The sequence below is a fragment of the Hydrogenophaga sp. FG152 genome (assembly GCF_057809615.1).
The window spans coordinates 337714-359798 of the sequence record NZ_JBMDKH010000001.1; the positions used below are offsets into that span (position 1 = coordinate 337714).

Genomic DNA, 22085 nt, shown 5'->3' on the forward strand with positions numbered 1-22085 from the left:
GCGCTGCAGCATTCTAGATGCGGTGTTCTAAAAGTCGTTGGTGGCACTGCGGCATCGTCCTGCGCCCACAATGGCCCGGCCTGACCGAATCCTCGCCCCGATCTCCCCTCCGTGCACGCCTACTACGCCGACCACTTTGTCCTGCCGCTGCCCAGCGGGCACCGCTTTCCCATGGGAAAGTACGCGCGCCTGCGCGAGCGGCTGGTGGCCGAGTTGCCCGAGGTGCAGATGCAAGAGGCCTTGCCCGCGAGCCGCGGCGAGCTGGCCCTGGTGCACACCCCGGCGTACATCGAGGCCGTGGCCAGTGGCACGCTGAGCCCGGCGGCGCAGCGCGAGATCGGCTTTCCCTGGAGCCCGGCCATGGCCGAACGGGCGCGCCGCTCGGTGGGCGCAACCTTGCAGGCCTGCCGCAGCGCCTTGGGCGGCGCCGGGCTGGCCGCGAACCTGGCCGGCGGGACGCACCACGCCTATGCCGACAAAGGCAGCGGCTTCTGCGTGTTCAACGACTTCGCCGTGGCGGCCCGCCTGATGCAGGCCGAGCACGCGCGGCTGAACCGCGCCCGGGGACCGCTGCGGGTCGCGATCATCGACCTCGACGTGCACCAGGGCAATGGCACGGCGTCCATCTTCGCCAACGATGCGTCGGTGTTCACACTGTCGCTGCACGGCGCGAGGAATTTCCCCTTCCGCAAGGAGCCCAGCGACCTCGACGTCGAGCTGCCCGATGGCTGCGACGACGACACCTACACGGACGCGCTGGAGCGGGCGCTGGGCGAACTGGAGCGCCGCTTCGACCCGGGCCTGGTGCTGTACCTGGCCGGCGCGGACCCGCACGAGGGCGACCGGCTCGGGCGCCTCAAGCTCAGCTTCGATGGCCTGGAGGCGCGCGACCGCCGGGTGATGGACTGGGCCTGGCAGAAGCGCCTGCCGCTGGCCATCGCCATGGGCGGCGGTTACGGGCACGACCTGGAGGCGACCGTGCAGGTGCAGGTCAACACCTACCGCACCGCGCTGCAGTACTGGCAGCGCTGGCGCGGCGGGGCGGCGGCGGTTGCCGGATCAACCCACTGGCACAATGCCCCGGCATGAGCACCGCCAGCAGCCCACCTCCGCGTCCGCAAGCCTTGCCCCGCAGCGCCTACCGGGTGTTCCGTCCCATCGGCACGCGATGGAGCGACAACGACATCTATGGCCATGTGAACAACGTGGTGTACTACAGCTGGTTCGACACGGCGGTCAATGCGCACCTGATCGAGCAGGGCGCGCTCGACATCCACGGCGGCGAGGTGATCGGCCTGGTGATCGAGACCCAGTGCAACTACTTCGCGCCGCTGGCGTTTCCCCAGACCGTGTGGGCCGGCCTGCGCGTGGCGCACCTGGGCAGCTCCAGCGTTCGTTACGAAGTGGGCCTGTTTGCCGACGGTGAAGAGACCGCCGCGGCCTGCGGGCACTTCGTCCACGTGTACGTGAACCGCGAAACCCGCCGGCCCGTGCCGCTGCCCGACATCCTCAAGAAGACTTTGGAGACCCTGCGATGAGCCAGAACCCCGCGTCGCCCCTGATCGATGCCGCCAGCGTCGATGCCGCGATCAACAGCCGCATGTCCACCCGGGCCTTCCTGCCCGATCCGGTGCCGCGCGAGACCATCGAGCACCTGCTGCGGCTGGCCAGCCGTTCGCCCTCGGGCACCAACACCCAGCCCTGGAAGGTGTACGTGCTGCAGGGCGCCAGCCGCGACAGCCTGGTGGAGAAGGTCTGCGCCGCGCACGACGCGTTGCGGGCCGACCCGGCGCTGGCCGCCGAGTACCGCGAGGAGTACGACTACTACCCCGAGAAATGGGTCAGCCCCTACATCGACCGCCGCCGCGAGAACGGCTGGGGCCTCTACGGGCTGCTGGGCATCACCAAGGGCGACAAGGACAAGATGCACGCGCAGCACCAGCGCAACTTCCGCCTGTTCGACGCCCCGGTGGGTCTGATGTTCACGGTGGACCGCATCATGGGCCGGGGTTCGCTGGTCGATTACGGCATGTTCCTGCAGACGCTCATGATCGCTGCGCGCGGCCACGGTCTGCACACCTGCCCGCAGGCCGCCTGGAACGGCTTCGCGAAGATCATCCTGCCGCACATCGGTGCCGGCGAGAACGAAATGCTGGTCTGCGGCATGGCCCTGGGCTATGCCGACCCCAGCCACTTGGTCAACGGCTTTTACACCCCACGCGAGCCGGTCGAGAGCTTCACCCACTGGCTGGAATAATCGCCGCTTCCACTTTTCATCTCATTTCAAAGGACAGAACATGATCACCACCCCCAGCGGCCTGCAGTACGAAGACACCTTGGTCGGCAACGGCGAAGTGGCCCAGGCCGGCCGTCCCGTGCAGGTGCACTACACCGGCTGGCTCTACAACGACGGCGTGCAGGGCGCCAAGTTCGATTCCAGCAAGGACCGTGGCCAGCCGTTCGAATTCCCGCTCGGTGCCGGCCACGTCATCAAGGGCTGGGACGAGGGCGTGCAGGGCATGGCCGTGGGCGGCACGCGCCGCCTGGTCATTCCGGCCGCGCTCGGCTACGGCGCGCGCGGCGCCGGCGGCGTGATCCCCCCCAACGCCACGCTGCTGTTCGAAGTGGACCTGCTGGCCGTCTGATCGCTTGTTCGCGCCCAGCGAAGGCGCCCCGGAGACAACATGACATCACCCACCCTGCGCCGGCTGTGCCTGGCGGCCACCCTGCTGCCTGGCCTTTCTCGTGCCGCGGATCTCGACGGCAGCCAGCTGTCCGTGTGGTGGGGCGTGCCGTTCGCGGGCGTCCTGCTCTCCATTGCCCTGGTGCCCCTGCTGGCACCGGCTTTCTGGCACCACCACTTCGGCAAGGTATCGGCCGCCTGGGCACTGGCCTTTCTCGTGCCGTTCGCGATCGTGGCGGGCCCGGGCCTGGCTGGGACCAGCGTCGTGCACGCGCTGCTGGCCGAGTACATCCCGTTCATCGTGCTGCTGACCGCGCTGTTCACGGTGGCCGGCGGCATCTTCGTGCGGGGCAACCTGCATGGCAGCCCGGGCCTGAACACCGGCCTGCTGGCCATTGGCGCGGTGCTCGCCAGCTTCATGGGCACCACCGGCGCGTCGATGCTGCTGATCCGCCCGCTGATCCGCGCCAACGACAACCGCAAGCACCAGGTGCACGTGGTGGTGTTCTTCATCTTCATCGTCTCCAATGCGGGCGGCTCGCTCACGCCGCTGGGTGACCCGCCGCTGTTCCTGGGGTTTCTCAAGGGCATCGATTTCTTCTGGACCATGGCTCACCTGTGGATGGAGACCGTGGCGCTCATCGGCGCGCTGCTGGTGATCTTCTACGCCATCGACTGGTGGTACTACCACCGCCGTGAAGAGATCCAGCCGCAGGACCCCACGCCCGACACCGCGCGCCTGGGCTTCGACGGCGGCTTCAACTTCGCTCTGCTGGGCGTGGTCGTGGCGCTCGTGCTCATGAGCGGCCTGTGGAAGTCGTCCGTGGTGTTCCACATCGCGGGCACCGACGTCGGCCTGCCGGGCCTGTTGCGCGACGTCGGGCTGATCGGGGTCACGCTCATCTCGCTCAGGCTGACACCATCCAGCGTGCACGAAAGCAACCAGTTCGCCTGGGGGCCGATGCAGGAAGTGGCCAAGTTGTTCGCCGCGATCTTCCTCACCATCATCCCGGTGATCGCCATGCTCAAGGCCGGTGTCGACGGCCCGTTCGGCGCGGTGGTCAAGGCGGTGACGAATGCGGACGGCTCGCCCAATCCGGCCATGTACTTCTGGGCCACCGGCGCCCTGAGTTCCTTCCTCGACAACGCACCCACCTACCTGGTGTTCTTCAACACGGCCGGCGGCGATCCGCAGGTGCTGATGACCGCCATGGCGCCCACGCTGGTCGCCATCTCCGCCGGTGCCGTGTTCATGGGCGCCAACACCTACATCGGCAACGCGCCCAACCTGATGGTCAAGGCGATCGCCGAAGACCGCGGCATCCGCATGCCCAGCTTTTTCGGTTACATGCTCTGGTCGGTCGGCATCCTGGTGCCGCTGTTCGCGCTGATGACCTGGATCTGGTTTGTCTGACCCCTTGAAGGAGCCTCCCGCCATGACCTCCCGCCCCGCCATCCTCGTCGCCCGCCAAGTCTTCCCCGAGGTGGTGGACAAGCTGCGGCAGCACTTCGATGTGGACACCAATGAAGACGACGCACCGCTGGCGCCGGCCCAGCTGATCGAGCGCCTGCAAGGCAAGGTGGGCGTGATCACCACCGGCAGCGAGCGCGTGGACGCGGCCCTGATCGCGGCCTGCCCGCAACTCAAGATCGTGGCCAACATCGCGGTGGGGTACAACAACTTCGACCTGCCGGCCATCACCGCCGGCGGCGTGCTGGCGAGCAACACGCCCGACGTGCTGACCGAAACCACCGCCGATTTCGGGTTCGCGCTGCTGCTGGCCACGGCGCGCCGCCTCACCGAGAGCGAGCATTTCCTGCGCGCTGGCCAGTGGAACCGCTGGGCCCTGGACATGTTCGCTGGCGCCGAGGTGAACGGCAGCACGCTGGGCATCCTCGGCATGGGCCGCATCGGCCAGGCCATCGCGCGGCGCGGCGCGCACGGTTTCGGCATGAAGGTGATCTACCACAACCGTTCGCGGCTCGACGCGGCGACGGAAGCCGAATGCAAGGCCAGCTACGTGAGCAAGGATGAGCTGCTGAAGACGGCCGACCACCTCATCCTCGTGCTGCCTTACAGCGCGGCGTCGCACCACGCCATCGGCGCGGCCGAGATCGCGCAGATGAAACCCACGGCGACGCTGGTCAACATCGCGCGCGGCGGCATCGTGGACGACGCGGCGCTGGCCGTGGCGCTGCGCGAGAAGCGCATCGCCGCTGCAGGGCTGGACGTGTACGAGGGCGAGCCCAAGGTGCATCCCGACCTGCTCACCGTGCCCAACATCGTGCTCACGCCGCACATCGCCAGCGCCACCATCACCACCCGCAAGGCCATGGCGCACCTGGCGGCCGACAACGTGATCGCCTACCTCACGCAGGGCAAGACCCTCACGCCGCTCAACCCCGAAGTGGCGGGCACGCGTTGAACGACACGATGAGCAACGACCTGCTTCTCTGGCTGCTGCTGATCGGGGTGGCGCTCAACCTCGCGCTCGGCCTGTGGCTGCTGCTGCGCCGTGCGCCGGTGGATGCCCAGGAGCTCGCGCACCGCCAGCGCCTGCTCGACCAGCTGCAGCTGCAGGGGCAGCAGGTGAGCCAGCGCGTGGAGCGGGTGGAAAGCGAACTGCGGCGCGAGATCGGCGAGCAGTCGCGCGGCGGGCGCCAGGAGATGCAGCAGACCCTGGCCACCTTCCAGGAAACCCTTTCGCGCCAGGAGGCCGAGGCCACGCGCACGCAGAACGCCCAGCTCGACGCCTTCGCCCTGCAACTCGTGCAACTGCGCGGCACACTGGGCGATACGCTCACGCGCCAGCTGCAGGACATGAGCGAAGGCAACGCGCGGCGCCTGGCCGAGATCCGCACCACGCTGGACGCGCAGCTCGCGCAACTGCAGCAGAACAACGCCGCCAAGCTCGATGAAATGCGCGCCACGGTCGATGAGAAACTGCAGAGCACGCTGCAGGCGCGCCTGGGCGAGAGCTTCAAGCAGGTGGCCGACCGCCTGGAGCAGGTGCACAAGGGCCTGGGCGAAATGCAGACGCTGGCGCAGGGCGTGGGCGACCTCAAGCACCTGCTGACCAACGTGAAGACGCGCGGCATGTTCGGCGAAGCCCAGCTGGCCGCGTTGCTCGAACAGGTGTTCGCGCCCGACCAGTACGCCGTGCAGGTGATGACCAAGCCGGGCAGCCGCTTCACGGTGGACTTCGCGATCAAGATGCCCGGCCGCAGCGAAGATGGCGCGCCTTGCTGGTTGCCGATCGACGCCAAATTTCCCAACGAGGACTACGAGCGCCTGCTCGATGCGCAGCAGCGCGCCGACGTCGAAGGCGCCGACCTGGCCGCGCGTGGGCTGGAGCAGCGCATCCGGCTCGAAGCGAAGTCCATGGCCGACAAGTACCTGCAGCCGCCGCACACGACCGACTTCGCCATCCTGTTCCTGCCCACCGAAGGCCTGTACGCCGAGGTGCTGCGCCGACCGGGGCTGATGGAAGTGCTGCAGCGCGAGCACCGCGTGACCCTGGCCGGGCCCACCACGCTCATGGCCATGCTCAACTCGCTGCAGATGGGCTTTCGCACGCTGGCGCTGGAAAAGCGCTCCAGCGAAGTCTGGCAGGTGCTGGGCGCGGTCAAGACCGAGTTCGGCAAGTTCGGCGACGTGCTCGCGCGCGTGAAGAGCCAGACGCAGACCGTGCTCAACACGCTGGACAGCGCCGAGACGCGCAGCCGCGCCATGGGCCGCGCGCTCAAGGCGGTGGAAGCCTTGCCGCAGGACCAGGCCAGCGCGCTGCTGCCGCTGGACCCCACCGACAACGGAGACGCTTGAACCCCCAGCTCCGATCCGTCCTCTGGCGCCTCATCGCGGCGCAGATCTGCCTGCATGCGTGCATGACGGGGTTTCGCATGGCCGCTCCGCTCATGGCGCTGCGCGAGGGCTACAGCCCGGTGGCCGTGGGCGTGTTGCTGGCCCTGTTCGCGCTGGCACCCGTTTTCATGGCCTTGCCCGCGGGGCGCTACGCCGACCGGCGCGGCCTGCGCAAACCGGTGATGCTCTCGGTGGGGGTGGCCTCGGCCGGCGCGGCGCTGTCGGTGGCCTTTCCCGTGTTCCCCATGCTGTGCCTGACCGCTTTGACCTGCGGGGCGGGCACGGGCATGGCCATGATCGCCCTGCAGCGCCACGTGGGCCGGCTGGCCCACGGGCCGACGGAGCTCAAGCAGGTGTTCAGCTGGATGGCCATCGGCCCGTCGATCTCCAACTTCCTGGGGCCCTTTCTGGCGGGCTTGATGATCGACAGCTTCGGCTTTCGCGCCGCCTTCCTGCTGCTCGCGCTGCTGCCCTCGCTGGCCTGGTACGGCGTGCGGCACACCGTCGAGCACGAGCCGGTGGCACCCGAGTTGCGCCAGGCCAGCGGCTCGTCGTGGAATTTGTTGAAGGACAAGGGCTTTCGCCAGCTGATGATGATCAACTGGATGCTGTCGTCCTGCTGGGATGTGCACACCTTCCTGGTGCCGGTGCTGGGCCACGAGCGCGGCCTGAGTGCGACCGTGATCGGCACCATCCTCGGCGCCTTCGCCCTGGCCGCCACCGCGATCCGCCTGCTCCTGCCGTGGCTGGCCTCGCACCTGCGCGAGTCGGTGGTGATCGGCACGGCCATGCTGGCCACCGCGCTGCTGTTCGCGGCCTATCCCATGGTGCACGCGGCCTGGGCCATGGGCACGCTCTCGGTGCTGCTGGGTTTCGCGCTCGGATCGGTGCAACCCATGATCATGAGTTCGCTGCACCAGATGACGCCGCACCACCGCCACGGCGAAGCGCTGGGCCTGCGCGCCATGGCCATCAACGGGTCCAGCGTGGTGATGCCGCTGATGTTCGGCTCGGCCGGCGCCCTGATCGGGGTGGGCGCGGTGTTCTGGCTCGTGGGCGCGGTGGTCGGCCTGGGTTCGCCGCTGGCCTGGCGCCTGCCGGCGCCTTCGGCCGAGGCGCCTCAGCGCATGCCTTAGGCGGGCGCGAGCTTGCGCGGAGCGGCCGCGCGTTGCGGGGCCCGCGCGGCGGGGTGGGTGAAGCCCAGCCCGGCGAGGTACACGTCCATCGTGTCGCGCCCGCTCTTCACGAGATCAAAAGCCTCGGGGTCGAGCAGCCAGTTCTGGATCAGGCCGTCGATGATCACGTGCAGGCCGAGCGCGGCGGTGCCCAGCGGGATGTGCAGCTGGATGCCTTCGCGCTGCACCGCCTGCTGAAGGATCTCTTCGGTCATGGCCATGCATTCGTTGCGCACCTGCAGATGGCGGTCGCGCACGGCCTGCATCTCGGCCACGTACTCCACCTTGTGCGTGGCGACCTCGAACACCCGGCGGGTCTGTTCGTCGTTGGCGGTCTGCTGGAGCGCGTTCATGATCGAGTCGCGCAGGGAGAGCAGGGGGTTGGCGGTGGTGTCCGCCGTGCGCGCGGTGCAGGCCAGCGTGCCCTCCAGAGGCATGGTCACGCGCTCCATCATGGCGTTGAACAGGTCGGCCTTGTCCTTGAAGTGCCAGTAGATCGCGCCGCGCGTGGTGCCGGCGGCGGTGGCAATGTCGTTGAGCGAGGTGCGGGAGACGCCTCGCTCCTGAAACAGATGCTCGGCAGCATCCAGCAGGCTGTGGCGGGTGGCCAGCGCATCGGCTTTGGTGCGTCGAACCATGGTGTTTGTGTCTCCAGAATGGAAGCCCGTGGGCATGGGCAGGACTATACATACATTCTTGGATGTATGTATACTTCGCCGTTTTGCGACAGCACAACCCGTCAGGGTATTCCCTGCCGTTGCGCGCCAACCCTCTTTCATACCCAAGGACTCCCATGCCCGCCTTGAGCCTCATCAAGTCAGTGCCCGTTTCGCGCACCCGGTTCGCCCCCTTGCCCCCGGCCCGGTTGTGGCGTGGCCTGTCCGTCCTCGCATTGGCCGCGGTGCTGGCCGCCTGCGGCGAGTCCGCTCCCCCGCAAGCAGCCGCCCCGGGTGGTGGCATGCCTGCCCCCGAAGTGGGCGTGGTCACGGTCGCCCCCGGCGACGTGGGCCTGACGACCGAACTGCCGGGCCGCCTGGAAGCGTCGCGCGTGGCGCAGGTGCGGGCCCGCGCGGCCGGCATCCTGCAGGAACGCCTGTTCCGCGAGGGCAGCGACGTGAAGGCGGGCCAGCCGCTGTTCCGCATCGATCCCGCGCCGTATTCGGCCGCCCTGCAAAGCGCCCAGGCCAGCCTGGCGCGCTCGCAGGCCAACCTCACGCAAGCCACGGCGCTGGCCGAGCGCTACGCGCCGCTGGTGAAGGAAAACGCCATCAGCCAGCAGGAATACGCCTCCGCCGTCGCGGCCCAGAAGCAGGCCGAGGCGGATGTCGCGGCCGGCAAGGCGGCCGTGCAGACCGCCAACATCAACCTCGGCTATGCCCGTGTGACGGCGCCCATTTCGGGCCGCATCGGCCGCGCGCTGGTGACCGAAGGCGCGCTGGTCGGGCAGGGCGAGGCCACGCAGCTGGCGGTGATCCAGCAGATCAACCCCATGTACGTGAACTTCACGCAGTCTGCCGCCGAGGTGTTCAAGCTGCGCAAGGCCATGGACAACGGCCAGCTCAAGGGAGCGGGCTCGCAAGCCGCGGCCGTGCAGGTGGTGCTGGAAGACGGCACCGTGTACGAACAGCCCGGCCGCCTGCTGTTCGCCGACCTGACGGTGGACAGCGCCACCGGCCAGGTGACGCTGCGCGCCGAAGTGCCCAACCCCAAGGGCACGCTGCTGCCGGGTCTGTATGTGCGCGTGCGCCTGGAGCAGGCCAAGGCCGGCAATGCGATCACGCTGCCCCAGCAGGCCGTGACGCGCTCGGCGCAGGGCGACACCGTCTCGGTGGTCGGCGCCGACGGCAAGATCTCGCCGCGCCAGGTGAAGGTGGGCGGTCAGCAGAACGGCCAGTGGGTCATCCTCGACGGCGTGAAGGCCGGCGAACAGATCATGGTCGATGGCTTCCAGAAGCTCCAGATGATGCCGCCCGGCACGCCCGTGAAGGCCGTGCCCTGGCAGGCGCCAGGCAGCGCGCCGGCTCCAGCCCCGGCCGCCGCAGCCCCGGCGCCCGAGGCCGCGAAGTAAGGAGCGCCCGACATGGCGAAATTCTTCATTGACCGACCCATCTTCGCGTGGGTGATCGCGCTCTTCATCATGGTGCTCGGCGGCGTGTCGATCACGCAGCTGCCGATCGCGCAGTACCCACCTGTGGCCCCGCCGGCCATCGTCATCAACACCGCCTACCCAGGCGCCTCGGCCGCCACGCTGGAGGACAGCGTGCTGTCGGTGATCGAGCGCGAGATGAACGGCGCGCCCGGCCTGATCTACATGGAATCGGTGGCTCAGGCCGATGGCAGCGGCAGCATCACGCTGAGCTTCGAGACCGGCACCAACCCGGAACTGGCGCAGGTGGACGTGCAGAACCGCTTGTCCCGGGCCACGCCGCGCCTGCCTTCGGCGGTCACGCAGCAGGGTGTGCGGGTGGACAAGTCCAACAGCAACTTCCTGCTGTTCGCCATGCTCTCGAGCGACGATCCGGCGCTGGACCCCGTGGCGCTGGGCGACTACGCCGCGCGCAGCGTGGTGCCCGAGCTGCAGCGCCTGCCCGGTGTGGGCCAGGCCCAGCTGTTCGGCTCCGAGCGCGCCATGCGCATCTGGATCGACCCGGCCAAGCTGCTCGGCTTCAACCTGAGTGCGTCCGACGTCAACAACGCCATCCGCGCGCAGAACGCGCAGGTCTCGGCCGGTGAAATCGGTGCGCTGCCCAACGTGGCCGGCCAGAGCATCGCGGCCACCGTGGTGGTCAACGGCCAGCTCGGCAGCGTCGAGCAGTTCGGCAACATCGTGCTGCGCGCCAGCGCCGACGGCGCCACGGTGCGCCTCAAGGACGTGGCCCGCATCGAACTCGGTGGCCAGGCGTACGCCACGTCGGCGCGCCTGAGCGGCAAGCCTGCGGTGGGCGTTGGCGTGCAGCTCTCGCCCAGTGGCAACGCCCTGGCCACGGCCGAGGCGGTGCGCACCAAGATGCACGAACTCGAGCGCTTCTTCCCCACCGGCATGAAATGGTCGATCCCCTACGACAGCTCGCGCTTCGTGAAGATCTCCATCACGCAGGTGGCCCAGACCCTGGGTGAGGCCATGCTGCTGGTGTTCCTGGTGATGTTCCTGTTCCTGCAGAACATCCGCTACACCATCATCCCGACCATCGTCGTGCCGGTGGCCCTGCTGGGCACCTTCGGGGCCCTGCTGGCCATGGGCTTCTCCATCAACGTGCTGACCATGTTCGGCATGGTGCTGGTGATCGGCATCGTGGTGGACGACGCCATCGTGGTGGTGGAGAACGTCGAGCGCATCATGAGCGAGGAGGGGCTGCCACCCCTGCAGGCGACCCGCAAGGCGATGTCGCAGATCTCCGGCGCCATCGTCGGCGTGACCGTGGTGCTGATCTCGGTGTTCGTGCCGCTGGCCTTCTTCGCCGGCTCGGTGGGCAACATCTACCGCCAGTTCTCGGCGGTGATGGGCGTGTCGATCGCGTTCTCGGCCTTCCTGGCCCTGTCGCTCACGCCCGCGCTGTGCGCGACGCTGCTCAAGCCGGTCGAGGCCGGCCACCACCACGAGAAGAAGGGCTTCTTCGGCTGGTTCAACCGCGGCTTCTCGCGCACGGCCAAACGCTACGAGCGAGGCGTGGCGGCGCTGCTGCCGCGCGCCGGTCGCACGCTGATCATCTACGTGGCCATCATCGCCGCCGCGGCCGTGGTCTACATGCGCCTGCCGACCTCGTTCCTGCCCAATGAAGACCAGGGCACGCTGCTGGTGAACGTGCAGCTGCCGCCGGGCGCCACGCAGGAGCGCACGCTGGACGTGATGAAGCAGGTGGAAGGCTACATCCTGCAGCAGCCCGAAGTGGAAAGCATGGTGGGCGTGCTGGGCTTCAGCTTCTCCGGCCAGGGCCAGAACGCCGCGCTGGCGTTCGTGACGCTCAAGGACTGGGCTGAGCGCACCGAGCCCGGCAGTTCGGCCGAGGCGGTGGCCGGGCGGGCCTTCGGCGCGCTCTCGGGCATCCGCGATGCGTTCATCTACCCGCTGAGCCCGCCACCCATTCCCGAACTGGGGGCCTCGTCCGGCTTCAGCTTCCGTCTGCAGGACCGGGGCGGTCTGGGCCGCGACGCCCTGATGAGCGCGCGCAACCAGCTGCTGGGCATGGCCTCGCAGAGCAAGGTGATCACCCAGGTGCGCCCGGACGGCCTGGAAGACGCGCCGCAGCTGCAGATCGACATCGACCGCGACAAGGCCAACGCCCTGGGCGTGGGCTTCGACGTGATCAATGCCGCCATCGGCACCTCGCTCGGATCGAGCTACGTCAACGATTTCCCCAACGCCGGCCGCCTTCAGCGCGTGGTGGTGCAGGCCGATGCGCCGGCCCGCATGCAGCCGGAAGACCTGTTGCGCCTGAACGTGGTGAACAACAAGGGCCAGGCGGTGCCGCTGTCGGCCTTCGCCACCACGAAATGGATCACCGGCCCGATGCAGACGGTGCGCTACAACGGCTACCCGTCCGTGCGCATCAGTGGCAGCGCCGCCCCCGGCATGAGCACGGGTGCGGCCATCGCCGAGATGGAAAAGCTCGCGGCCCAGTTGCCGCAAGGCATCGGCTACGAGTGGACCGGCCAGACGCGCGAGGAAAAGCTCGCCGGCTCGCAGGCCGTCATCCTGTACGCCTTCGCCATCCTGGCCGTGTTCCTCTGCCTGGCCGCGCTGTACGAGAGCTGGACCATTCCGCTGTCGGTGATTCTGGTGGTGCCGCTGGGCGTGCTCGGGGTGCTGCTGGCCACGTTGATGCGCGACTACTCGAACGACGTGTACTTCCAGGTGGGGCTGATCACCATCATCGGCCTCTCGGCGAAGAACGCGATTCTGATCATCGAGTTCGCCAAGGACCTGCAGGCGCAAGGCAAGAGCGTGATCGCGGCGGCGCTGGAAGCGGCCCACATCCGGTTCCGCCCCATCATCATGACCTCGATGGCGTTCACGCTGGGCGTGCTGCCGCTGGCGATCGCCTCGGGCGCCGGCTCGGCCAGCCAGCGCGCGATCGGTACCGGCGTGATCGGCGGCATGCTCACCGGCACCGTGCTGGCGGTGATCTTCGTGCCGATCTTCTTTGTGGTGGTTCGCACCCTGTTCAAGGGCAGCGAACGCCAGCACCAGCGGGATGCCGAACAAGCGGCCGCCCACCATGGCCCAGGAGTGCAAATCGATGTATGACATGACCCACCCCCGCGCCGCCTCCGGCGGCACCCCCTCGAGGGGGCGCATCGTGCGGCCTGGCGAAGCCAGTTCCGCCGGTGCTCTGGATGTTTCGTCTCGGCGCTTGTCGCGCCTCGGCTTGACGCTGCTGGCTGCTGCTGCGCTCGGTGCCTGCTCGTTCATTCCCAAGTACGAGCGCCCCGAGGCGCCGGTGGCCTCGCAGTTTCCGGGGCCTCAGCCGGCTGCTTCGGTCGATGCCAAGTCGGGCGCCGACGTTGCCTGGCGCGAGTTCATCGGTGACGCCAAGCTGCGCGAGTTGATCGCGCTGGCGCTGCAGAACAACCGCGACCTGCGCGTGGCCACGCTCAACATCGAGCAGGTGCGTGCTCAGTACCAGATCCGCCGCGCCGACCAGTTCCCGACCATCGGCCTGGCCGCCACCGGCAACCGCCAACCCGACGGCACCGGTGGCATCACCAGCGTCTACAGCGTGGGCCTGGCCCTGAGCAGCTGGGAGATCGATTTCTTCGGCCGCCTCGGCGCGCTGAAGGAAGCGGCCCTGGCCCAGTACCTTGCGAGCCAGGAAGCGCGCCACGCCGCGCAGACCAGCCTGGTGGCGGCTGTCGCCAGCACCTGGCTGAGCCTGCAGGCCAACGACGAGCTGCTGGTGCTGACCGAGCGCACCGTGGCCACGCGCGAGGATTCGCTGCGCCTGAGCAAGCTGCGCTTCGACAACGGTGCCACCTCCGCGCTGGACCTGCGCCAGGCCGAGTCGCTGACCGCCGCGGCCCAGTCCGCGCTGGCGCAGCAGCGCCGCCTGCGCGCGCTGGACATCAACGCCCTCACGCTGCTGGTGGGCCAGGCGCCCCCGGCCGAGCTGCTGCCCGTGCCGCCGACCGTGCCCACGCAGAGCGCCAATGCCAACGAGGTGGCCGTGCCGACCGCGCCCGTGCCCGCCGCCTCCATGCTGCGCGACGTGCCGGCCGGCCTGCCGTCGGACCTGCTCACGCGCCGCCCGGACATCCGCCAGGCCGAGCAGCAGCTGATTGCCGCCAACGCCAACATCGGCGCCGCGCGCGCCGCGTTCTTCCCGCGCATCTCGCTCACCGCGTCGGCCGGCACGGCCAGCAGCAGCCTCTCGGGCCTGTTCAAGGACGGTTCCTGGGGCTTCACGATGGCGCCGCAGGCCTTGCTGCCGATCTTCGATGCGGGGCGCAACCGCGCCAACCTGGACTCGTCCAACGCCGGGCGTGAGATCGCGGTGGCCCAGTACGAAAAGGCGATCCAGACCGCGTTCCGCGAAGTGGCCGATGCGCTGGCCGGCAGCGCGACGCTGGGCGACCAGCTCAGCGCGCAGCAGGTGCAGGCCACGGCCGAGGCCGAGCGCTTCCGCCTGGCCGAGCTGCGCTACCGCAATGGCGTGGCGAGCTTCCTCGACGTGCTGGACGCACAGCGCTCGCTGTTCGCCACCCAGCAGGCGCTGGCGCAGACGCGCCTGGCACAACAGCAGAACCAGGTGAACTTGTACAAGGCCCTGGGCGGCGGCTGGCAGCAGGAATGACCCCCTGCGCCGCTGACGCGGCCTCCCCCTGAAAGGGGGACAACGCCTGAGGCCCGGCGAAGCCGGTTCCTCGGCGTTTCTGGAGGGTTCACCGCGCGCCGGAAATGCCTTGCGGGGATCAGCCCTTCAAGCTGTAGAACTCGAGGATGTGTTCCCAGGCGGTCTGGGGATCGTCCACGTACTTGAACAGGTTCAGATCTTCCGGCGAGATCGTGCCTTCCTCGACCAGCACGTCGAGGTTGATCAGCCGCTTCCAGTAGTCCGATCCGAACAGCAGGATCGGCACCGGCTTGGACTTCTTGCATTGCACCAGCGTGATCACCTCGAACAGTTCGTCGAGCGTGCCGAAGCCGCCGGGGAATGCCAGCAGGGCCTTGGCGCGCATCATGAAGTGCATCTTGCGCAGCGCGAAGTAGTGGAACTTGAAGCTCAGCTCGGGTGAAACGTAGGGGTTGGCGGCCTGTTCGTGCGGCAGCGCGATGTTCAGGCCCACGGTGGGCGCGCCCTCATCGTGCGCGCCCCGGTTGGCCGCTTCCATGATGCCGGGGCCGCCACCGGTGCAGATGAAGAGCTGCTCGGCCTTCGCGCACTTCGCGCTGTAGCGGGCCACGATGCGCGCGAACTCGCGCGCCTTGTCGTAGTAGTGCGCGTTGCGCACCATGGCCTGGGCGCGCGCGATCTCGCGCGCGTCGCCGCTGCGCTCGGCGCGCACCAGCTGCTCCTGCGCTTCGCTGGCTTCGCGAAAGCGCGCGCTGCCGTAGACGACGATGGTGTTCTCGATGCCCGCTTCGCGCTGGGCCAGGTCGGGCTTGAGCATCTCAAGCTGCAGGCGGATGCCGCGCGTCTCGCGCCGCAGCAGGAACTCAGGGTCGGCGAACGCCAGGCGGTAGGCGTCGGCCTGCAGGGGCAGCCCTTCGTTGGCGTGGGTCTGGAGTTCGGCCCAGGCATCGGCCAGGCGGCGTTCATTGAGGTCTTGGGGAGCAGCCATGGTGGAATTCCTTCGTTTGTCGTGTGATTCGGATGATGCCGCTCACAGGGCGAGCGCCAGGGCCAGCGGCACGAAGACCACGGCCAGCGCGTTGCCCAGCATGATCATGGCACCGACCTTGTCGGGCTCCTGGTGGTAGCGGTCGGCCAGCATGAACTGCATCACGGCGGGAGGCAAGGCGGCGAACAGCAGCAGCTGGCCACGCGCCGCGCCTTCCAGGCCGAGCGCCCAGGCCAGCGGCAGGGCGATGGCCAGGCCGATGAGCGGGCGGGCCAGCGCGCCGAGCAGGCCGATCGCCAGGCCCTCGCGGGTCAGCGCGGTCAGGCGCACGCCCAGGGAGAACAGCATCATGGGCAGCAGCGCATCGCCCAGCAGCTTCAGGCCGGAGAGCACCACGTCGGGCGGGCGCACATCGGTCAGGGCGCTCGCGAAGCCGAGCGCCGTGCCGATCATCAGCGGGCTGGTGAGCAGGTCGCGCGTGCGCGCCATGCGGCTGGTGATGCGCGCGCCGAGCGAGAAGTGCAGCAGGTTGCTGACCGAGAACAGCGCCACGGCCGCGCCGAAGTGGGCCGGGCCGAAGGCCAGCAGCGCCAGGGGCAGGCCCATGTTGCCGCAGTTGTTGAACATCACCACCGGCACCAGCGTGCGCGGCTGCGCACCCATGGCCCGAGACAGGACCCAGGCCAGCAGACCGCCGCCCAGGATGATCACCCCGCCCCCCACGAGCAGCACCAGGTGCTCGGCGATGACGAAGTCGCGCGACGCGAGCGCCGAATACACCAGCATGGGCGCGAGCACGTCGAGCGCGATGCGGTTGAAGGTGCCCATGTCGGGCGCCTGCCGGCGCGCATAAGCGAAGCCGATCGCCACGATCAGGAACACCGGGATGATGACGTCGGCAATGCGGGCGATCAGGTCCATGCGCAGGGAGGGGGCGGCGTGCGGATGCCGGAAAGTGAAAAGGCTCCCGCAGGAGCCTCTTCAAGGGTTCGTCGTGGGCGTCAAACGCTCAGACGCGCTTGCGGTATTCGCCGGTGCGCGTGTCGATTTCGATGCGGTCGCCCTGGGCCACGAACAGCGGCACGGAGATTTCGAAACCGGTGGCGATCTTGGCCGGCTTGAGCACCTTGCCCGAGGTGTCGCCCTTGACGGCCGGCTCGGTCCAGGTGATTTCGCGCTCGACGCTGGTGGGCAGTTCGACCGAGATGGCCTTGCCGTCGTAGAACACCACTTCGACGGTCATGCCGTCTTCGAGGTAGTTCAGGGCGTCGCCCATGTTCTCGGCTTCCACTTCGTACTGGTTGTACTCGGCGTCCATGCAGACGTACATCGGATCGGCGAAGTAGGAGTAGGTGCACTCCTTCTTGTCCAGGATGATCTGGTCCATCTTGTCGTCGGCCTTGCAGACGACTTCGGTGGCCATGTTGTTCAACAGGGCCTTGAGCTTGAGGCGCACGGTGGCCGCGCCTCGGCCGCCACGGCTGTATTCGGTCTTCAGGACGATCATCGGGTCCTTGCCATGCATGATGACGTTGCCGGCGCGGAGTTCTTGAGCGATTTTCATAGGGCTTCCAACGGTTGGGCGCGGAATGGTGACTGGGATCGAATCCGGCCCGGTTTTCCGCAAAGCCTCGAATTTTATCGCTTTTCCAGTGCAAACCCGACCAGCTGGCTGCACAGGTCGGCCTGGGCCAGCAGGCGTTCGCGCGCCGCCTGGGCGCAGCCGTGCCAGCTTGCCAGGGTGTCGGCATCCGGCCAGACGGCCGCCTGCGGGCCGATGCCGTTCCACGCCAGGTGGAAGGCGCGCAGCGAGGGCGGTGCCTGCAGCCAGTCCAGAAACGCCTCCAGCTTGGCGTGGTGCGCGCCGTCGTGCTGCGGGTAGATGTGCCAGACGAAGGGCCGGCCGGCCCACAGGGCACGGGCCAGTGAATCCTCGCCGCGCACGAAGTTGAGGTCGCCAGTCCAGAGCAGGTGGTCGAAGTCGCGCTGGCTCAGCAGGGGCAGCGGGTGCAGCCGGCAGCCCGGGCCGGGCGAGGCCGCCTGCTGCACGGCCTGCCAGGCCCGCCCGGGCGTCACCAGCCAGTCGCTGATTGCCGTGTCCAGCCCGGCCTGTTGCAGCACGGCGGGCAGTGCGGCGGGTTCGTAGCAGAACAGGCTGACCCGGCGGGCCTCGGGGCGCACCGGCAGTTGCAGGCTGGCCAGCCAGGCCCCAGCGTCGAACGCGGCCTGGCGCGCCAGCAGGTCGGGCTCGCGCAGCAGGCCGCCCGTGCGGGCGGTGAACCCCGGGTAGAAGAACCATTTGCCGAGCCCACGCGCCGGCCCGCTCATGACCGGCGAGGGCAGGCGGTGCGAGCGTTCCACATAGGACTCGGCGCTGAGGTACTCCAGGTTGATCCACACCGGCGCGCGCGCGCCACCGGCCACGCGGGCGGCCAGCGCCTTGATGCACTCGGCCGGCGGCTCGCAGCCAAAGGCCTCGATCCACACGTCGGCCGGGGGCTGCGGGTCGGCCTGGCCGGCGGGCAGGGGCGAGGTCCAGGTCCGCACCTCGATGTTCGGCACGCTGCCTTGCAGCGCGCCGGGCGCCATCCAGGCCAGGGCCTGCGGGTCGTCCAGCCACAGGCGCACCTGCTCGCCCCGGCGGGCCAGCTCGGCCGAGAGTCGCCAGCAGACGCCCACGTCGCCGAAGTTGTCGATCACCCTGCAGAAAATGTCCCAGCGCATGGGCGCCATTGTCGGGGCTTGGCGGCGCCCGCTGGCCGGGCTACAGTTTGCGGGCGCTGCAGGCCGGGCCCGCTGGGTCGCTGAAGGCGCGGAGACCCGCACCATGGCCTTGCGACGCTTCATCCCCTGGCTGGCCGCACTGCCGCTGGTGCTCCTGTCTCCCCTGCTGGCCGCTCAGGACCTCATCGCCGACATGAGCGCCGGCCCGCCCACCGGCCGCTACGCCTTCGCCAGCAGCACCCCGCGCAGCCTGCCGGACCTGCTCAAGGGCCCGGGGCAGGGTGAGCCGGCCCAGCCGGTGGGGCACTGGTTCCTGCCCGCCGGCATGGAACGTGGGCCCGCCGTGATCCTGATCCACGGCTCGGGCGGCCTCTACGACGCCATGCTCGACTTCTGGCCCAGGCAGTTCAACGCCGCGGGCATCGCCGTGCTGGCGGTGGATTCCTTCGGGCCCCGCGGTGTCAAGAGCACGGCGGAGGACCAGTCGCAAGTGCCTTTCGCCGCCGACACGGCGGACGCCTTCGCCGCGCTCAAACTCGTGGCCAGCCACCCCCGCGTGGACCCGGCGCGCATCGCCATCATGGGGTTCTCGCGCGGGGGCATCACCACCTGGCGCACGGCGGTCGAGCGCATCGCGGCGGCGCAGAAGCTGCCCGACAACCTGCGTTTCGCCGCCCACGTGCCGATGTATTCGGGCGGCTGCGTGGGCGCGTTCCGCCTGATGGTCAAGCCCGGTGTGTTCACCGCCAAGGCGCCCATGCTGTGGGTGCACGGCGATGCGGACGACTACACGACCATCGGCGCCTGCCGCGACTACGCCGATCACATCGGCAAGGCCGGCACGCCGGTGGAGTTCGTCACCCTCGAAGGCGCGATGCACAAGTTCGACCAGGACGACACGCGCCGCCTGAACGTGCGCGGCGCGCAGCGCACGCTCGAAACCTGCCCGCTGGAGCTCGACATCGACACGCTGGCCACCTACGACCGCAACACCGGCCAGCGGGTCAGCGGCGAGGCGCTGCAGGCGCTCACGCGGCAGTCGTGCAGCGCCATCGGCGCACATGTGCAGGGCGACCGCGCCGCGCGCGACAAGGCCGCGCAGGCCATCCTGGCCTTCTTCCGCAAGACGCTCGGCTCACGCTGAGGCCCGCACGCCGGCGGGGCCGGCGGGGACGGGCCACAATACGCGCCCATGTCCGACACGCATTCCGAACAACTGCTCAGCGAGGTGGCCGCCCTGCCGGGCCTGCCCGGCGTGTACCGCTACTTCGACGCCCAGGGCCAGCTGCTCTACGTGGGAAAGGCGCGCAACCTCAAGAAGCGCGTGTCGAGCTATTTCCAGAAGAACCACGATGGCACGCGCATCGGCCACATGGTGGGCAAGATCGTGCGCATGGAAACCACCGTGGTGCGCTCCGAGGCCGAGGCGCTGCTGCTGGAAAACAACCTCATCAAGACGTTGAACCCCAAGTTCAACATCCTGTTCCGCGACGACAAGAGCTACCCCTACCTCAAGATCACCGGCACGCGCGAGGTGTTCAAGCCCTCGGCCCGGCTGCCGTCGCCCTCGCTGGCGTTTCCGCGCATGGCGTACTACCGGGGCGTGGTCGACCGCCGCCACAGCTACTACGGCCCGTACCCCAGCGCCTGGGCGGTGAAGGAGTCCATCACCCTGCTGCAGAAGGTGTTCCGCCTGCGCACCTGCGAGGACACGGTGTTCGCCAACCGCACGCGGCCCTGCCTGCTGTACCAGATCAAGCGCTGCAGCGGCCCTTGCGTGGACCTGATCGACCACGAGGCCTACGCGCAGGACGTGCGCGACGCCGAGCGCTTCCTGCGCGGCGAGACCCAGGCCGTGCTCGACACGCTGGAGCAGCGCATGCTCGCGCACGCCGAGAAGCTGGAGTTCGAGCAGGCCGCCGAGATCCGCAACCAGATGAGCGCGCTCTCGCGCGTGCTGCACCAGCAGGCCATGGACACCGTGTCGGACAAGGACGTGGACGTGCTCGCGGTGAAGGTGCACGGCGGGCGGGCCTGCGTGAACCTCGCGATGATCCGCGGCGGCCGCCACCTGGGCGACCGGCCGTATTTCCCCGCCCACGTGGACGACGCCACCGCCATCGACAACGCGCTGGCCGAGGAGGGCGGTGAAACCCCCAAGCCGGCGGACCCCGCCGAACGCGTGGCCGTGCAGGTGCTGGAGGCCTTCATCGCGCAGCACTACCTGGGCGTGGCCATGCCGCACACGCTGGTGACCAGCCACCCCGTGGGAAAGCCGCTGCTGGACGCGCTGACCGAGCAGATCGGCGCCAAGGTGAACGCGGTGCACCACCCGCGCGAGCACCGCCGCATCTGGCTGGAGATGGCGCAGAAGAACGCCGACATTGCGCTGGCGCGCCTGCTGGCCGAAGAAGGCAGCCAGCAGGCCCGCACGCGCGCGCTGGCCGACGCGCTGAACCTGCCTGACGACCAGCTCGACACGCTGCGCATCGAGTGCTTCGACATCTCGCACACCGCCGGTGAGTCCACCCAGGCGTCCTGCGTGGTGTTCGAAGGCCACAAGATGCAGAACAGCCAGTACCGCCGCTACAAGATCGAGGGCATCACCCCGGGCGATGACTACGCCGCCATGCGCCAGGTGCTGCTGCGCCGTTACGGCCGCATCGCCGAGGCCTTGCGGGCGGAGGAGGGCGCGCCCGCCCTCCCGCCCACCGAGGCCGCCGTGGCCGCCGACGCACCGGACGAGGCGCTGTCCACCGAGCCCACGGTCGAGTCCATCGCCGGCCCGCGCATGCCCGACCTGGTGCTGGTCGACGGCGGCAAAGGCCAGGTCAGCATGGCGCGCGAGGTCTTCGAGCAGCTCGGCCTGGACCTCTCGCTCATCGTCGGCGTGGAAAAAGGCGAAGGCCGCAAGGTCGGCCTGGAAGAGCTGGTGTTCGCGGACGGCCGGGAGAAGGTCTACCTCGGCCACGACTCCGCCGCGCTCATGCTGGTGGCGCAGATCCGCGACGAGGCCCACCGCTTCGCCATCACCGGCATGCGCGCGCAGCGCGCCAAGGTGCGCACCGGCGGCAGCAGGCTGGAGGACATCCCGGGCGTCGGCCCCAAGAAGCGCGCGCGCCTGCTGCAGCGTTTCGGCGGCGTGCGCGGCGTGGCCTCGGCCAGCGTGGAAGACCTATGCACGGTGGAAGGCATCTCCCCCGAGCTGGCGGACGCGATCTACCGCGCCCTGCACTGAAGAGCCCGTCCCGCTGCGGTTTCCGGGTTGCCAACGCATAATCGGCCCATGTTCTTCAACCTCCCCACCCTGCTCACCTGGGCCCGCATCGTCGCCATCCCACTGATCGTGGGGGTGTTCTATCTGGAGGACCTCAGCCCGGCCCAGCAGAACCTGATCGCCACGGTGCTGTTCATCGTGTTCGCGCTGACCGACTGGGCCGACGGTTACCTGGCCCGCAAACTCAACCAGACTTCGGCCTTCGGTGCCTTCCTCGACCCGGTGGCCGACAAGTTCCTGGTGTGCGCCAGCCTGCTGGTGCTGGTGCACCTGGACCGCGCCGACGTGTTCGTGGCCCTCATCATCATCGGCCGCGAGATCGCCATTTCGTCGCTGCGCGAGTGGATGGCCATCATCGGCGCGACCAAGAGCGTGGCCGTGCACATGATCGGCAAGGTCAAGACCACCGTGCAGATGGTGGCGATTCCCTTCCTGCTGTTCCACGGCACGCTGTTCGGCATGATCGACACGCAGCGGTGGGGCACCTGGCTGATCTGGATATCCGCCGTGCTGACCATCTGGTCCATGGTGTATTACCTGCAGAAGGCCATCCCCGAGATCCGCGCCAAGTCGCGCTGAGCCTCTGCC

19 protein-coding genes are annotated in these 22085 nt (G+C 68.8%); 14 read left to right on the top strand and 5 right to left on the bottom strand.

Annotation, left to right across the window (positions count from 1 at the left end; all coding sequences use genetic code 11):
* Positions 1–111: 111 nt before the first annotated feature.
* From ACODTB_RS01645 to ACODTB_RS01680, 8 genes are all read left to right on the top strand, one after another.
* A complete protein-coding gene (locus tag ACODTB_RS01645) occupies positions 112–1089 on the top strand; it encodes a histone deacetylase family protein (protein WP_291116176.1) in 978 nt (325 codons plus the stop codon).
* A complete protein-coding gene (locus tag ACODTB_RS01650; protein ID WP_291116178.1) occupies positions 1086–1538 on the top strand; it encodes an acyl-CoA thioesterase in 453 nt (150 codons plus the stop codon). The genes ACODTB_RS01645 and ACODTB_RS01650 overlap by 4 nt, the downstream gene beginning before the upstream one ends.
* Positions 1535–2257 (top strand): nitroreductase, encoded by a 723-nt coding sequence (locus ACODTB_RS01655; protein ID WP_291116180.1) that lies wholly within the window; start codon positions 1535–1537, stop codon positions 2255–2257. Before ACODTB_RS01650 ends, ACODTB_RS01655 begins: the two co-directional genes overlap by 4 nt.
* 40 nt (positions 2258–2297) lie before the next feature.
* Entirely contained in the window at positions 2298–2645 is a 348-nt protein-coding gene (locus ACODTB_RS01660; protein WP_291116182.1) for an FKBP-type peptidyl-prolyl cis-trans isomerase, read from the top strand.
* A 39-nt stretch (positions 2646–2684) separates the two neighbouring features.
* Positions 2685–4097 carry a sodium:proton antiporter gene (locus ACODTB_RS01665; RefSeq protein ID WP_291116184.1) on the top strand — a complete coding sequence of 471 codons (1413 nt, stop codon included), beginning with the start codon at positions 2685–2687 and terminating at the stop codon, positions 4095–4097.
* A gap of 22 nt (positions 4098–4119) precedes the next feature.
* Positions 4120–5109: a 2-hydroxyacid dehydrogenase gene (locus tag ACODTB_RS01670; protein WP_291116186.1), complete on the top strand. Its 990-nt coding sequence runs from the start codon at positions 4120–4122 to the stop codon at positions 5107–5109.
* An 8-nt stretch (positions 5110–5117) separates the two neighbouring features.
* Positions 5118–6506 carry a DNA recombination protein RmuC gene (locus ACODTB_RS01675; RefSeq protein WP_291116188.1) on the top strand — a complete coding sequence of 463 codons (1389 nt, stop codon included), beginning with the start codon at positions 5118–5120 and terminating at the stop codon, positions 6504–6506.
* Positions 6507–6568: 62 nt separating this feature from the next.
* Complete coding sequence (locus ACODTB_RS01680) at positions 6569–7681, top strand: MFS transporter (protein ID WP_488929084.1); 1113 nt, start codon at positions 6569–6571, stop codon at positions 7679–7681.
* Here the strand turns inward: ACODTB_RS01680 and ACODTB_RS01685 are convergent.
* The gene (locus ACODTB_RS01685; RefSeq protein ID WP_291116193.1) at positions 7678–8358 is read right to left on the bottom strand and encodes a TetR family transcriptional regulator; all 681 of its coding nucleotides are present in this window, start codon (positions 8356–8358) and stop codon (positions 7678–7680) included. The genes ACODTB_RS01680 and ACODTB_RS01685 overlap by 4 nt on opposite strands.
* A gap of 155 nt (positions 8359–8513) precedes the next feature.
* On the opposite strand from ACODTB_RS01685, the gene ACODTB_RS01690 reads away from it, so the two are divergent.
* From ACODTB_RS01690 to ACODTB_RS01700, 3 genes are read left to right on the top strand one after another with little or no spacing between them, the layout of a single operon-like run.
* Positions 8514–9788 (top strand): efflux RND transporter periplasmic adaptor subunit, encoded by a 1275-nt coding sequence (locus ACODTB_RS01690; RefSeq protein ID WP_291116195.1) that lies wholly within the window; start codon positions 8514–8516, stop codon positions 9786–9788.
* A gap of 12 nt (positions 9789–9800) precedes the next feature.
* Positions 9801–12965: an efflux RND transporter permease subunit gene (locus tag ACODTB_RS01695; protein WP_291116198.1), complete on the top strand. Its 3165-nt coding sequence runs from the start codon at positions 9801–9803 to the stop codon at positions 12963–12965.
* 1 nt (position 12966) lies between these two features.
* The gene (locus ACODTB_RS01700) at positions 12967–14508 is read left to right on the top strand and encodes an efflux transporter outer membrane subunit (RefSeq protein ID WP_291116201.1); all 1542 of its coding nucleotides are present in this window, start codon (positions 12967–12969) and stop codon (positions 14506–14508) included.
* Between the two features lie 118 nt (positions 14509–14626).
* Here ACODTB_RS01700 and ACODTB_RS01705 read toward each other — a convergent pair whose 3' ends face one another.
* The 4 genes from ACODTB_RS01705 to earP all read right to left on the bottom strand — a co-directional run bounded on the left by ACODTB_RS01705 (position 14627) and on the right by earP (position 18220).
* Positions 14627–15496 (bottom strand): LOG family protein, encoded by an 870-nt coding sequence (locus ACODTB_RS01705; protein ID WP_291116204.1) that lies wholly within the window; start codon positions 15494–15496, stop codon positions 14627–14629.
* A 42-nt stretch (positions 15497–15538) separates the two neighbouring features.
* Positions 15539–16417, bottom strand: coding sequence for an AEC family transporter (locus tag ACODTB_RS01710; protein WP_291116207.1), 879 nt, complete (start codon positions 16415–16417; stop codon positions 15539–15541).
* 88 nt (positions 16418–16505) lie between these two features.
* A complete protein-coding gene (efp, locus tag ACODTB_RS01715; RefSeq protein ID WP_291116210.1) occupies positions 16506–17060 on the bottom strand; it encodes an elongation factor P in 555 nt (184 codons plus the stop codon).
* A 74-nt stretch (positions 17061–17134) separates the two neighbouring features.
* Positions 17135–18220, bottom strand: a complete 1086-nt coding sequence (earP, locus tag ACODTB_RS01720; protein WP_291116213.1) for an elongation factor P maturation arginine rhamnosyltransferase EarP — start codon at positions 18218–18220, stop codon at positions 17135–17137.
* A gap of 103 nt (positions 18221–18323) precedes the next feature.
* Here earP and ACODTB_RS01725 point away from each other — a divergent pair, with 103 nt between their 5' ends.
* From ACODTB_RS01725 to pgsA, 3 genes are read left to right on the top strand one after another with little or no spacing between them, the layout of a single operon-like run.
* On the top strand, positions 18324–19364 hold the full coding sequence (locus tag ACODTB_RS01725; protein WP_291116216.1) for a dienelactone hydrolase family protein: 1041 nt from the start codon (positions 18324–18326) through the stop codon (positions 19362–19364).
* A 48-nt stretch (positions 19365–19412) separates the two neighbouring features.
* Positions 19413–21458, top strand: a complete 2046-nt coding sequence (gene uvrC, locus ACODTB_RS01730) for an excinuclease ABC subunit UvrC (protein ID WP_291116219.1) — start codon at positions 19413–19415, stop codon at positions 21456–21458.
* A gap of 48 nt (positions 21459–21506) precedes the next feature.
* Positions 21507–22076 (top strand): CDP-diacylglycerol--glycerol-3-phosphate 3-phosphatidyltransferase, encoded by a 570-nt coding sequence (pgsA, locus tag ACODTB_RS01735; protein WP_291116222.1) that lies wholly within the window; start codon positions 21507–21509, stop codon positions 22074–22076.
* Positions 22077–22085 lie beyond the last annotated feature (9 nt).

What these genes read in the sequence shown, in the direction of transcription:
- efp (WP_291116210.1), bottom strand. Translation starts at nt 17,060, where the DNA reads ATGAAAATCGCTCAAGAACTCCGCGCCGGCAACGTCATCATGCATGGC.
- ACODTB_RS01690 (WP_291116195.1), top strand. Translation starts at nt 8,514, where the DNA reads ATGCCCGCCTTGAGCCTCATCAAGTCAGTGCCCGTTTCGCGCACCCGG.
- ACODTB_RS01675 (WP_291116188.1), top strand. Translation starts at nt 5,118, where the DNA reads ATGAGCAACGACCTGCTTCTCTGGCTGCTGCTGATCGGGGTGGCGCTC.
- pgsA (WP_291116222.1), top strand. Translation starts at nt 21,507, where the DNA reads ATGTTCTTCAACCTCCCCACCCTGCTCACCTGGGCCCGCATCGTCGCC.
- earP (WP_291116213.1), bottom strand. Translation starts at nt 18,220, where the DNA reads ATGCGCTGGGACATTTTCTGCAGGGTGATCGACAACTTCGGCGACGTG.
- ACODTB_RS01665 (WP_291116184.1), top strand. Translation starts at nt 2,685, where the DNA reads ATGACATCACCCACCCTGCGCCGGCTGTGCCTGGCGGCCACCCTGCTG.
- ACODTB_RS01725 (WP_291116216.1), top strand. Translation starts at nt 18,324, where the DNA reads ATGGCCTTGCGACGCTTCATCCCCTGGCTGGCCGCACTGCCGCTGGTG.
- ACODTB_RS01680 (WP_488929084.1), top strand. Translation starts at nt 6,569, where the DNA reads ATGACGGGGTTTCGCATGGCCGCTCCGCTCATGGCGCTGCGCGAGGGC.
- ACODTB_RS01670 (WP_291116186.1), top strand. Translation starts at nt 4,120, where the DNA reads ATGACCTCCCGCCCCGCCATCCTCGTCGCCCGCCAAGTCTTCCCCGAG.
- ACODTB_RS01700 (WP_291116201.1), top strand. Translation starts at nt 12,967, where the DNA reads ATGACCCACCCCCGCGCCGCCTCCGGCGGCACCCCCTCGAGGGGGCGC.
- ACODTB_RS01710 (WP_291116207.1), bottom strand. Translation starts at nt 16,417, where the DNA reads ATGGACCTGATCGCCCGCATTGCCGACGTCATCATCCCGGTGTTCCTG.
- ACODTB_RS01655 (WP_291116180.1), top strand. Translation starts at nt 1,535, where the DNA reads ATGAGCCAGAACCCCGCGTCGCCCCTGATCGATGCCGCCAGCGTCGAT.
- ACODTB_RS01660 (WP_291116182.1), top strand. Translation starts at nt 2,298, where the DNA reads ATGATCACCACCCCCAGCGGCCTGCAGTACGAAGACACCTTGGTCGGC.
- ACODTB_RS01650 (WP_291116178.1), top strand. Translation starts at nt 1,086, where the DNA reads ATGAGCACCGCCAGCAGCCCACCTCCGCGTCCGCAAGCCTTGCCCCGC.
- ACODTB_RS01695 (WP_291116198.1), top strand. Translation starts at nt 9,801, where the DNA reads ATGGCGAAATTCTTCATTGACCGACCCATCTTCGCGTGGGTGATCGCG.
- ACODTB_RS01685 (WP_291116193.1), bottom strand. Translation starts at nt 8,358, where the DNA reads ATGGTTCGACGCACCAAAGCCGATGCGCTGGCCACCCGCCACAGCCTG.
- ACODTB_RS01705 (WP_291116204.1), bottom strand. Translation starts at nt 15,496, where the DNA reads ATGGCTGCTCCCCAAGACCTCAATGAACGCCGCCTGGCCGATGCCTGG.
- uvrC (WP_291116219.1), top strand. Translation starts at nt 19,413, where the DNA reads ATGTCCGACACGCATTCCGAACAACTGCTCAGCGAGGTGGCCGCCCTG.